The organism is Maribacter sp. Asnod2-G09, from assembly GCF_045063795.1.
In the GTDB taxonomy this organism is placed as follows: Bacteria; Bacteroidota; Bacteroidia; order Flavobacteriales; family Flavobacteriaceae; genus Maribacter.
Genome location: NZ_JBEFOA010000002.1, coordinates 237,008 through 251,830, shown reverse-complemented (window position 1 = coordinate 251,830; position 14,823 = coordinate 237,008). Strand labels below are relative to the sequence as shown.

Sequence of the window (14,823 nt, the reverse complement as noted above, 5' to 3'; positions counted from 1 at the left end):
TTTCATAACTATGAAAAGGTGTTTTTATTTAGTTCAAATTCATTAAAAAAATACACTTTTAAATCTTCATTTGCGACTTTATAATTATCGCTAATCAGTTGAATACATTGATTTTATCGATAAAATACATCTCGCTACTTTAAGTGATTTAAACCGCTTCTTTCACAACAATTTTAACAGTCTACAACAATTATACATTAAGTGTAGAAAACACCTTTTGTTTAAACTTTAGGCTATTATATAATAAAAATTAATTTTAACTCATTGATTATCAATGTATTAAAATTAATAAATGATTAAACAAAAAAATATTTATCAATAAATGAAAGAAACAGATTACAAACTAATTACCACAGAATAACAATGCTTCACAACAAGAATTAAATATTCATAAGGTATCAACGTTATTTTGCCAACGTATATTCATCGACGAATGACACCGTGTGGACTATAAAATTTAGTTTTTAAACAGTTAGGTGCTAATTTTGTATCAGAATTAGATCCCAAATCTGTTCTAAAAACTTTTCTTAACCTGCTAGCCAATAATGTTTTGCATACAACTTGCAATCATTTTTGATAAGGTTAAGGATTAATATTAAGAATTAAACTTAACCATTATTATGAAGTCAATTGACACTTCTAACAACATCATCACCCTTTACAGAAATTTAACTTCTGCATATCCTGAATTTGGATGGCAGGCATCTTCGTTTATTTATTCCGGAGTATACAATTTTGATCATATGGTGAAGAACTATAAAAGTGCTCATCAGGTTGACCTTTCTAATACCTCTAAAATGGTTACAACTCAATCTACTTTACCAACTAATACAAAGAATCTATAATGAAGAATACTACTTTCATAAAATCGACAATATTGTTATTTGTCATGTGGTTCTTTTTTGGTTCTGCAGATGTAATGGCACAGACCTTTTCAGTTTCTGACGCAAGTGCGAACGAAGGGTCTAATATGACTTTTACAGTCACCTCTAGTACTCCGCTAACAGGCAACTATACTTTTGATATTGCATACGCAAATAATGGTACTACAACCGCAGCAGATTACAACGGACCTACTTCAGTTACCTTAAGTTTTCTATTAAACACTACAGATACATTTACTGTTGCTGCATTAAACGATGATTGGGTAGAGGTTACACAACAAGAATTCACATTAACGTTAAGCGATCCTTCAAGTACGTATACTTTCTCTGATGCCAATGGTATCGGTACTATTACAGATACTGATATTGCATATGTTACCGGTGGAAATTATGACATTACAGAAGGTGAAGAAATACAATATAGTTTATCATTATCTAACGGCACCAATTCTGGCGGTCAACAATACGTTGGTATTGAAGATGCTTATAGTGTTGATTTTTCTGTAGAAACTAACCCTAGCTCATCGAGCCCGGCAACTGATGGTTCTGATTTTAACTCCATTACTACTACAGTTACTTTTCCTGCAGGTTCAGTAGCTGGTTCAGAAATAATTATTCCTATACCAACTATTGACAATACTATTGCTGAACCTTCTGAAGAATTTAACGGAGTTAAGTCTAGAAACGCGGCAGAAGCTACCAAATATGGTTCTGCGCCATCTAGAGTTAGTATCAATGCAGAACGATCTGCATTACGTATTCATGATAATGACGTCGCTACAATTAATTTAAGTAATACTACAGAACTAGAATCTGTTGGTAATGCTAGAATTGTATTTACATTAAATGGAGAGGTTCAAGATAATTTTAGAATAAATTACGACACTTCGGATAACTCCGCATTGGAATCTTCAGATTATGACCAAACCGATGGTTTTATAAATTTTAATGGATCAAATGGTCAAAACTTTCCACGAAACTTTAGGGTAATCGATGATGCTATAATCGAATCTACCGAGTTCTTCACGGTTGTGCCTTCATACAATCCAGACCCCAATACAATGACCAATTACGTGCCACAAAATATTGTTTTTGTTGCTGGTGAAGGTATTGTTACTATTACAGATGATGATTTAGATACCGATTTTGACGGAGTTAACGATTTAGTTGATGAAGATGATGATAATGATGGTATTACCGATATTAATGAAGGTTCGGGAGATGCGGATGGTGACTCAATTATAGATAGTTTAGATTCTGATTCTGACAATGATGGTTGCCCAGATGCTGTGGAAGCAGGACATACAGATCCTGATGATGATGATTATTTAGGTACTTCTCCTCTATCGGTTGCCGATGGAACAGTTGACGCTTCTACTGGGCGTGTAATTGGTCAAGGTGGCTATACGGGTACTGATAGCAAAGTAACAACAGCTTTTCAAACGGTAAGCATAACCTTGCAACCTACCGATAGAGTTGCTAACCTAGGTGATACGGTTACCTACACAACTGCAATTAATGGAACGGCTCTTACCTATCAATGGGAAGTTAGTGCTGATAATGGTGTTAGCTGGAATCCGATTTCAAATGGCGGAGTTTATTCAGGAGCTACTACTACAGCTTTGACATTAACTACGATTACTAGTACAGAAAGTGGTAATCAGTATCGTTTTAGTGCTTTTGACAGTCAAAACTTATGTACGCCATATACCTATTCTAACGCCGCTGATTTATTTATTAGACCTACGATAGCAATTGCCGATGATAGTACTGCCGAAGGCACTGACCTAGATTTTGCAGTTACCCTTTCTCACGCAGTAAATGAGGTGGTAACATTTGATTTATCCTATACAAATATTACTACTCTAGCTACAGATTATACGGCATTAACTAATTTTTCGATTCCTAGTAATACCTTAAATACCAATATTTTAATACCAGCCATTGACGATGCTTTAATTGAGGGTGATGAAACCTTTACTTTAGGTATGACTAACGGATCCACTAATACTGGTAACATTACAGATACAGCTACGGGTACAATTACCAATATAAATACACCATCTGCTGGTGACGGAGTTTCTATAGCTGATTTTACAGTGAATGAAAATGTGGGTACGGTAGATTTTGTTTTGACCTATACCGGCCCAACTGTTCAAAATGCATTTACAGTTGATTATGTAATTACCGATGTAAGTACAACTTCTAGTTCAGATTATAATGTAAACCTAACAGGTCAAGTTACTTTCCCTGCCGGTACTGCCGATGGAGATACGCAACCTTTATTATTAGCGATTACAGATGATACCGTTATTGAGGGCGATGAGAGCTTAACAATACAAATATCGAATATCTCTAACAGTCTTTTAGCTATTATAGATGCAGATGCTACTGGTACAATTACAGATAACGACACTACCCCAACTACAGGTTTATCTATAGCAGATATCAATTTTAACGAATCTACTGCATCAGCTAATTTCGTAGTAACCTACAATGGTGGTAACGTTAAAACCGGATTTACTGCAGACTATACTATAACAAATGGTTCTGCTATTTCAGGTACGGATTATAGTGCTTCTTTAACCGGACAAGTTTCATTTCCAAACGGTACTACAGATGGAGCAACACAGTTTGTAAATGTTACAATTATTGATGACCTTATTATTGAAGGTGATGAAGACTTGAATATTGAATTAACTAATCTTTCTACTTCACTTATCAATTTGGTTGACCCAAATGCAGTGGGTACTATCTTAGACAATGATACAAAAACAGCCACTACAGGTTTAACAGTTGCTGATATCATTGTAGATGAAAATACTGGCACCACTAATTTCGTAGTAACCTATAACGGTAGCGAATTACAAAATGCTTTCACAGTAGATTATACTATAACTGGTGCTACAGCTACTGACGGTTCAGATTTCAGCGGTAATCCTGACCTAATCGGTCAGCTAACTTTCCCTGCCGGAACCTCAAATGGCGATGTGCAAAATGTAAGTATCAATATCAATGACGATACTATTATTGAATCTGATGAAACCATCAATTTTCAATTAACGAATTTATCAACAACACTAATCAATTTGGTCGATGCCAATGCAATTGGTACCATTACCGATAATGATGTTAAAACAGCTACTACAGGTTTAAGTGCTGCTGATTTTTCTGTTAGCGAATCTGCAGGAAGCACAAATTTCGTTATCACTTATAATGGTAACGATATTCAAACTGGTTTTACGGTTGATTATAATATTACAGACGGTACAGCTACTGCTGGTAAAGATTATAGTACTACGCTCACAACAGGACAGTTAAGTTTCCCTACTGGCGCTACAAATAATGACCAACAGACAATTACAGTAACAATTTCAGAAGATTCTTTTATTGAAGCTACCGAAGATTTAAACATTCAGCTTTCAAACTTGTCTACAATATTAATTAATATTGTGGATCCTACAGGCACTGGTACTATTACTGACAATGACAATACCGCCACTAGCGGGATAGATTTTCAAAACGCAACAGTTACGGTTGCCGAAGGAGACCCAACCGATAATGTTAATGCAACTTTTGTAGTTGAATTTAATGGTGATGTAGATACTGGTGAAACCGTTGAAGTAGATTATTTTGTAAATAATGGTTCTGCTAACAATGCAACAGATTTCAACCCTAATGCTACCATACAAACGTTAACTTTTACCAATACTACAAAAACTCAAAATATTGTTGTACCGATCATAAGTGACAATGTAATTGAAAATGAAGAAGACTTCTTTGTAAACTTAGTTGCTATTCGTTCTAATGTAGGAGTTAATTTATTGAACAACCAAGCTAGAGGAGTAATTACCGATGATGATGGTGGTTCTCTTTCAGTAACCGGTTTTAGTATTGTAGAACAAACAAACAGTATAAATTTTGATGTCACCTATACTGGAGATAGATTAAATGGTGGTTTTACCCTGGCATACGATATTGCTGATATTACTACGACAACTGGCGTTGATTACACATTGACTACAGCTCCTGCCACGTCTGGCTCCTTAACCTTTACAGGTGTTAACAACGAAGTAGGCTCAGTTCAAATTAATATAGTAGGTGATGATTTTATAGAGAATAATGAAGATTTAAGTATCACAATCTCCAATCCATCTTCAACTAAAATTAGCATTACAGATGCAGATGCAATCGGTAGTATTACAAATGATGATACAGGTACTATTGCCGTTACCGGTTTTACAGAAGATGAATTTAATACTACTGCAAATTTCGATGTTACCTATACCGGTAAACCTGTTAGTGGTGGCTTTACAGCAACATACGATATAACCGATAATACGACCACAGCTGGTAGTGACTACTCTGTTGCTTCACAAACTGGTACGCTTAACTTTTCAGGTGCTACGTCACAAGTTATTCAGGTTCCTGTAAATATTATTCAAGATGCACTGATTGAAGGTGATGAATCTTTAAGAATAACGATTACTTCAATTTCACCAAACTTAATTACGGCATCTGCCCCAACAGCTATAGGTACTATAACAGATATAGATCATTTACCTACTGCTGTTAACGATTCTTTTGTTGTTTTCCAAAATCAAGCTTCTGCAGACATTACTGTTCTTGATAATGATGATTACGGATTTGATGGACCGGCTTCAACTAATCCATTACAAATAGTAAACAATCCAATTAACGGTACCGTTACTCTAATGGATAATGGCACACCTGGTGATGCTACAGATGATTATTTTGAATATCTACCTAGTCCGTCTTTTAACGGTAACGATACTTTTAGATATAAGATAGTGGATTCTAACGGTTCTGAAGATGAAGCGGTAGTCAACATATTTGTAAACGACACCAACCTTAAAAAAGATTTTGAAATTCGTTATTCTGGTAGTATTAATGGTGATTTCACCATGATTGCCAATAATGTTCTTTCAAGAAATGCAACTGGTAATTATAATGGTGAAGCTGGTAACCACGATTTTAATGATAATGTTTTTGTTGATATCGATTCTGATCCAACAACATTTAACTCTACCAATGCCAACTTAGCTAATCCTGAGCCAACTTTAAGCTGTTTAAATATTAAGAAAGCATACCTATACTGGGCTGCTGCAGATAAGGAATATGATGGTACAACTGGTGGTAGCGCAATTGAACCATCTTGGAATTACAATCAGGTAAAATTAATGCTGCCTGGTCAATCTTCTTACACAACAGTTTCTGCCGATGAGGTTATTTATAGAGGTCGTAATGATCATTTTCAAAATGACCCATACGTTTGTATCAAAGATATTACAGATGATATAAATGCACTTTCTACTCCTTTCGGTTCGTACCAAGTAGGTAATGTAAAAGCTACTGAAATGGACTTACGTTCGCATGGTATTGCAAATGTTACCGGTACTTCTGGTGGATGGCAAATTGTATTTGTATATGAAAATGTTTCTCTTGACCCTAAAAACATCACATTATTTGATGGTTACGTTCACACTTTTGCTTCTGATGGTGCAGGTGAAACAGAATTTAACTTTAGTGGTTTTGAAACCATTCCGAATGGAAATATAAATGCTAATGTAATGTTAGGCGCCTTAGAAGGTGACCGTGACCTTACCGGTGATCAATTATTAATTTATGATACTTCAAATAACTGGTCTAAATTATCGACTACATTAAGAGACGAAGACAATTTCTTTAATAGCCGAATTACTATTGATGGTCTAAATTATGTAAATAGAAATGCCGCTAGTACAAACACTTTAGGATTTGATGCTACCGTTTTTCCTTTAGCAAATACAGCTAATAGATATATAGAAAATGATCAGACTTTTGCCCGATTTAAAATTACTACGGATCAAGAATCGTATGGTCTATATTTAATGGGCTTAAGTGTAGATGTTTATCTACCAAGTTTAGGTGCCTTAAGTTTAAATACAAACGCAACCGGACCTTTCAATGCAGGTGATACAGTACCTTTAACATTAAACGTTACCAACACAGGTAATGATGATATTCAAGATTTGGTGATTACTACCGTATTACCAATTGAAGCTGATTTTGAGAGTGTAGGCACATTACCAGCAGGTGTAACACATTCTTACGACCCAACAACAAGAACCTTAACTTTTACAGCTCAAAATGGTTTCACCGATATGGGTGATAATTATGATCTTGATTTCAATATTGAAATTATTGAGGCATGCCACTTTTTAGAGACTGCTTGTACAGCTAGTTTTGAATTACAGGCAAATGCTACTTATAGTGGCGTTACTAATGGAGACCCAATTACTACAAATAGTTCTTCTTCTACAGATTCTTGTGGTATTGGTACGCATACACCAACGATTATTGATGTACAACAGCCTGCACAAGTAAATTGGTCTACAGCACCAAATGCATTGGACAGAACTGTTGCTTGTGATAATATTGCCGCGCTGAACAATGCTAATTCTTTAATACCGGCAACGGCATCTTGTAATTTTACATTAGATAAAACTGCTGGTAACTTTGTACAATCTGGTGCATGCCCAACGGAAGGTACGTATACCAATACTTGGACATTTACCGATGCTTGTGGTAGAGTTAGTGATACTTTCACTCAAGTTATTACAATAGAAGATAAAGAGGCTCCGACTTTCAACGAGTCTTTGCCACAAGATTCTTATGCTGCTCATGACAATATTCCTGTAGCTCCAGTACTTTCCGCTAATGACAACTGTGATTCTAATTCTACGGTTAATTTTACAGAAACGTATGATGGTGACAATACAAGTACCGATTATACAATTATAAGAACTTGGGCTACCAATGACTGTGCTGGCAATTCTACAAGTCATACACAATACATTTACGTAAGTGAAAGTGGTAACCCGATCGGAATTCAAATTTCTGACGTTACCGTTAATGAAGATGCCGGTACTGCTGTTCTTGAAATTACACATACAGGTACCGTTTCTGGTGGATTCACCTTAAACTATGCTACCGCAGATGATACTGCACTACAACCAGGTGATTATGTTTCGGTCTTAAATACTGTTGTTTCCTTTGCAGGTACGAACAATGAGGTACGTCAGGTCACCATTACAATCAATGATGATAGTATCATAGAAACTACAGAACAATTCTTTGTTCAGCTTACAAGTGGCACAAATACACCGACCATTAATGATGACCAAGGTATTGTAAGTATAACCGATAATGATAATGTTCCTGGCAGTACTGGTATCTCCTTTGCAGATGACAATGTTATTGTTACCGAAGGTACGGATACCTATGCTAGATTTGTGGCTACCTTCACTGGTACTATTGCTCCGGGTGAAACGGTTACTGTTGATTATGTAACTGCTAACGGCACTGCTATTGAACCTGACGATTACACTTCTTTTACAGGTACGGTGACATTCAACAGCACTACAAATTCTGTAAATATAGATGTTCCAATAATTGATGACAGTTTTATAGAACCATCAGAAGATTTTACAATCACATTATCTAACATACAATCGAATATTAATGTTGGCTTCCTTGATGAACAACCGACAAATACAGCGACCGGTACTATCAATGATGACGACAATATACCTGGTACAACTGGTATATCTTTCCAGAACGACAACATCACAGTAGATGAAGCTGCAGGTACTGCAACTATTAATGTTTTACTTACCGGTAATGTTCAAGGTGGCTTCACGTTAGATTTCACAACTAATGATGATACCGCTACACAACCAGGTGATTATAGCACAAATAGCGGACAATTAACTTTCGTAGGTACAGATGGCGAATTACAACCAATTACCGTTGCTATTAATGACGATGGTATCATAGAAGTTACAGAAGGTTTGTTTATTGATCTTTCTAATCTTTCTACTACATTAATTGCGATCAATGATGATCAAGGTGTTATCAATATTACAGATAACGATAGCCTTGCCGGAACTGGTATTTCATTCCAAAATGATGATATTACCATTAATGAAGCCGATGGTACTGCTACTATAAATGTTCTTTTAACTGGTAATGTACAAGGCGGATTCACTTTAGATTACGCTACTGCAGACGATTCTGCCATTCAACCGGGCGATTACACTAGCATTGCTGGTCAATTGACTTTTGCAGGTACTGATGGTGAAGTTCAACCTATTACGGTAACTATTATTGATGATGATATTATTGAGGCTACCGAGAGATTATTGGTTGACCTTTCTAACCTTTCTACATCATTAATTACAATTAACGATAACCAAGGTAACATCAACATTATCGATAATGACAATATACCAGGCACAACAGGTATCTCGTTTGAAAATGATGATATTACTATCAACGAAGATGCTGGTACAGCAACGATTAATGTTTTACTTACAGGTAATGTTCAAGGCGGATTTACTTTAGACTATATCACTAATAATGATACGGCTGTTCAACCTGAAGATTATACGGCAACATCTGGTCAGTTAACTTTTGCAGGTACTGATGGTGAAATACACCCTGTTACCGTATCCATAATCGATGATACTGTTATTGAGGCTACTGAAAGGTTATTTGTTGATCTTTCTAACCTTTCTACAACTTTAATTGCTATTAACGATAGTCAAGGTAATATCAATATTACTGACAATGATAATATTGCCGGTACAGGTTTAGCTTTTCAAAATGATGATATTACAGTTGATGAAGCTGCCGGTACAGTTACTGTCAATGTTTTATTAACTGGAAATGTAGGCGGAGGCTTTACTGTAGATTATACTACTGGCGATGATACTGCGCTTGAACCAGATGATTATACGACCAGTTCAGGTCAATTGACTTTTGCAGGCACCGATGGTGAATTACAACCTATTACGGTAACAATTATCGATGATAGTGTCATTGAGACATTAGAGCGTTTATTCGTTAACCTTTCTAACTTATCGACTACATTAATTACTATTACCGACAACCAAGCTAACGTCAAAATCACAGATAACGATTATATACCTGGTACTACTGGTATTGCGTTTGAAAATGATGATATTACTATAGATGAGGCTGCGGGTACAGCAACAATAAATGTGCAATTAACTGGTAATGTTCCTGGCGGATTCACTTTAGACTATACCACTAATAATGACACTGCTATTCAACCAGGCGATTATACCCCTACCAACGGGCAATTAACATTCAATGGTAATGACGGCGAAATTCAACCTATAGTTGTTCCTATTATTGATGATAATATCATTGAAGCCACTGAAAGGTTATTAGTTGACCTTTCTAATTTATCGACTTCTTTAATTATTATAAATGACAACCAAGGGAATATCAACATTACGGATAATGACAATATACCGGGTACAACTGGTATCTCTTTCCAAAATGATGATATCACAGTAGATGAAGCTGCAGGTACTGCAACTATCAATGTATTGTTGACAGGTAACGTTCAAGGCGGATTCACTTTAGATTACACCTCTAATAATGATACGGCTGTAGAACCAGGTGATTACACTTCTGATGCAGGACAGTTAACCTTTGCTGGTACAGATGGTGAAATTCAACCGGTAACTATAACCATCATCGACGACAATATCATTGAAGCGACCGAAAGATTGTTTGTAGACCTTTCTAATTTATCTACGACCTTAATTGCGATTAATGACAACCAAGGGAATATCAACATTACAGATAATGATAATGTGATCGGTACAGGTATCTCATTTGAAAATGATAATATCATAATAGATGAAGCTGCTGGTACTGCCACTATAAATGTAGTATTGACCGGTAACGTTCAAGGCGGATTCACTTTAGATTATACGACCAATGACGATACTGCTGCCCAACCTGGTGATTATACTACTAGTGCAGGTCAGTTAACATTTGCAGGTACTGATGGTGAAATACACCCTATTACCGTTAGTATAATTGATGATAGCTTAATTGAAACAACGGAAAGGTTATTTGTAGACTTATCTAATTTGTCTACTACTGTTATAGCTATTAATGAAACCCAAGGAAATATTAGTATTACTGATAATGATAATATACCAGGTACCACAGGTATTGCATTTGAAAATGATAATATCACGGTAGATGAAGCTGCTGGCACAGCTACAATTAATGTACAATTAACAGGTAATGTACCTGGCGGATTTACTATTGATTATGCTACGGCAGATGGTACTGCAATTCAACCTGGCGATTATACTAGTAATTCTGGTCAATTGACCTTTGCCGGTACCGATGGCGAATTACAACCTATTATAGTTACTATTATAGATGATAATATTATTGAAGTAACAGAAGCGTTGTTGGTGAATTTATCTAACCTTTCTACTTCTTTAATCGGTATTAACGATAACCAAGGGAATATCAATATTACGGATAATGACAATATACCTGGAGTTACTGGTATTTCATTTGAGAATGATGACATCACTATTGATGAAGCTGCAGGTACAGCTACTATAAATGTAGTATTGACCGGTAATGTTGAGGGCGGATTCACGCTTGATTACACTACCAATAATGATACAGCTGTTGAACCTGGTGATTATACTACCGATGCAGGACAGTTAACCTTCTCAGGTACTGATGGAGAAATTCAACCTGTAATCGTAACAATTATTGATGATAACATCATTGAAGCAACTGAAAGATTGTTTGTAGACCTTTCAAACCTATCTACAACTTTAATCGCCATCAATGATAACCAAGGTAATATCAATATCACGGATAATGATAACATACCAGGAGTTACTGGTATATCATTTGACAATGATAATATCACTATAGACGAAGCTGCAGGTACAGCTACAATTAATGTATTACTTACCGGAAACGTGCAAGGCGGATTCACATTAGATTATACAACTACTAATGACTCTGCTATTGAACCTGGTGATTACACTACTAGTTCTGGTCAATTGACATTTGCTGGTACTGACGGAGAAACTCATGCTATTACAATTAGTATTATAGATGATACATTAATAGAGTTAACTGAAAGTCTATTTATAGACCTTTCAAACTTATCTACTCCGTTAATTACAATCAATGATGATCAAGGTGTTATTAATATCACTGATAATGATAGTGACCCATCTCTTTATGGAGTTGCCTTTGATATTACTTCAATTGATGTAAATGAAGGTGACGGTACAGTTTCTCTTGATGTTGTACTTAATGCCGATGTTCAAGATGAGTTTACGGTAGAATACTACACTGTAGATGGTACTACTTTAGATGGTAGTGACTACACGGGTGTTCCTCAAAATACTCAGACATTAACATTTGGTGGTACAAATTCAAATACACAGACCATCGTAATTCCTATTATTGATGATACGTTGATTGAATCTACAGAAGATTTCCAAGTAATATTAGAGAATATATCCACTCCGATAGTTGGTATACTTGCCAATGATACGGCTACAGTTAATATCATTGATAATGATGCTGACCCATCGCTTTATGGGGTTGCTTTTGATATTACTTCAATTGATGTAAACGAAGATGCAGGTACGGTTTCTCTTGATGTCGTTCTTAATGCAGATGTTCAAGATGAGTTTACGGTAGAATACTACACTGTAGATGGTACTACCTTAGATGGTAGCGATTATACAGGTGTTCCTCAAGATACGCAGACCTTGACGTTTGGTGGTACAAATTCAAATACACAGACCATCATAATTCCTATTATTGATGATACGTTGATTGAATTTACAGAAGACTTCCAAGTAATTCTTGAAGATATCTCTTCTCCTATTGTTGGTATTCTTGCCAATGATACGGCTACAGTTAACATAATTGACAACGATGTAGATCCATCACTATATGGAGTTGCCTTTGATATTACTTCAATTGATGTAAATGAAGATGCAGGTACAGTTTCTCTTGATGTAGTGCTTAATGCAGACGTACAAGATGAGTTTACGGTTGAATATTATACTGTTGATGGCACAACCATAGTTGGTAGCGATTATACTGGTGTTCCTCAAGATACACAGACATTGACATTTGGCGGTACAAATTCAAATACACAGACCATCGTAATTCCTATTATAGATGATACGTTAATTGAAGCTACAGAAAACTTCCAGGTTATTCTTGAAGATATCTCCTCTCCTATTGTTGGTATTCTTGCCAATGATACGGCTACAGTGAATATCATTGATAACGATGCCGACCCATTACTTTACGGTGTTGAGTTCGATACTACTTCGATAGAGGTAAATGAAGACGCTGGTACGGTAACTATTAACGTAGTACTGAATGCAGATGTTCAAGATGAATTTACGGTTGAGTTCTATACCGTTGATGGTTCTACTGTTGATGGAATGGATTATACAGGAGTTCCTCGTAATACGCAGACATTGACATTTGGTGGAACAAACCCGAATACACAGACTATAACAATTCCTATTATTGATGATATCATCATTGAAGACCCTGAAACTTTCAGTGTAATTCTTGAAAATATCTCGAATCCGATTTTAGGTATATTATCAGATAATATTGCCACGGTTACTATTATTGATAATGATGGTGATGAAGGTTGGCCAACCGATGAAACTATTGAAGCTTGTGATGCAATTCCTGATGCTTTTGTAATAACCTCTGATAGCACTTGTGCCATTACTGTTGTTTATGAAGAACTAATTGCTGGTCAAGATGACGAATGTGCTACGGAATATACGATTACTAGAACATGGACGATTACCGATTGTGTTGGTAATGTTCGTACACATACACAAGTAATTACTATTGAAGATACGGTTGCACCAACTTTCAATGAAACGCTACCTCAAGATATGACGGTTGAATGTGGTATGGTACCAGATGCAGCTACACTAACGGCTACAGATTCTTGTGAGCCTAATATTGACGTAACGTTTGAAGAAACGATTACAAATGATGAAAACTGTGCTCTAGGGTATACAGTTACCAGAACTTGGACAGCTACTGATTGCGCAGGTAACATGGTTGAACACACGCAGGTAATTACTGTAGAACCTACTGGACCAATTATGAGTCAGCCGTACGAAGAAGAAGTTACCATTATATGTGGTGACGATATTCCTGATGCACCAGAAATGGTATTTACGGGTGGCTGTGGTAATTTTGATGTTGTTTACAATGAAGAAACGCAACAAGCCGATGATTCTGATGATTACATGATTATTAGAAACTGGCACGTAACTGATTCTTGTGGCAACACTGCTTCTTTCGAACAAATCGTTTTTGTGCTGCAACCACAATTGCAAGAAATTACTATAAACGTTTGTATTGAAGAAGAACCAATTGACTTATTGAATTACCTACCGGCAGATTTCGACCGTAATGGTACATTCATGATTCTAGAGGGCGATGTAGTATTGGAGCAAAATTATTTTGATCCTATGGCACACAAACCTGGTGAATACAAAATTGCCTATAGTTCTACTGAAGGTACATGTAAGTACTATGTTGACTTTACCGTTATCGTTGACACAGAATGTGTGCCATGTGGTAAAGGTGATATAGAAATCTCTAAGGCAGTTACCGCTAACGGAGATGGTGTAAATGATTTCTTTGAAATCAAAGGTGTAGAGTATTGTGCCTTTAGTTTTGATGTTATGATATTTAACCGTTGGGGTACTAAAGTTGCCGAGGTTAAAGATTATCAAAATGACTGGGGCGGTGAATCTCCTGATGGTTCTTTCGGACAATCTGGAATGTTACCGACCGGTACGTACTACTACATTATTAATGCTACCGATACAAATACCGGTACAATTCTAGAACCATTTAATGGCTATATCTACCTAGGTACTAATTAAAATTTAGAAATATAATTCATAATACCTCATCTTTAAAATGATGAGGTATTTTTTATTTTACCGATTAACAACCCAATATAAATCACTACAAACAAGCCTTTTACACACTTAATTTAGTTTGTCCG

At 36.0% G+C, this 14,823-nt stretch carries 2 protein-coding genes; both read left to right on the top strand.

The window, feature by feature from the left end; translation table 11 throughout:
- The first annotated feature begins 620 nt into the window (after positions 1-620).
- A complete protein-coding gene (locus tag ACJJVT_RS01075; RefSeq protein ID WP_405395737.1) occupies positions 621-845 on the top strand; it encodes a hypothetical protein in 225 nt (74 codons plus the stop codon).
- Positions 845-14,698 (top strand): Calx-beta domain-containing protein, encoded by a 13,854-nt coding sequence (locus ACJJVT_RS01070; protein WP_405395735.1) that lies wholly within the window; start codon positions 845-847, stop codon positions 14,696-14,698. The genes ACJJVT_RS01075 and ACJJVT_RS01070 overlap by 1 nt, the downstream gene beginning before the upstream one ends.
- Positions 14,699-14,823: the final 125 nt, after the last annotated feature.

Coding starts and splice junctions, on each gene's coding strand:
- ACJJVT_RS01075 (WP_405395737.1), top strand. CDS start 621: ATGAAGTCAATTGACACTTCTAACAACATCATCACCCTTTACAGAAAT.
- ACJJVT_RS01070 (WP_405395735.1), top strand. CDS start 845: ATGAAGAATACTACTTTCATAAAATCGACAATATTGTTATTTGTCATG.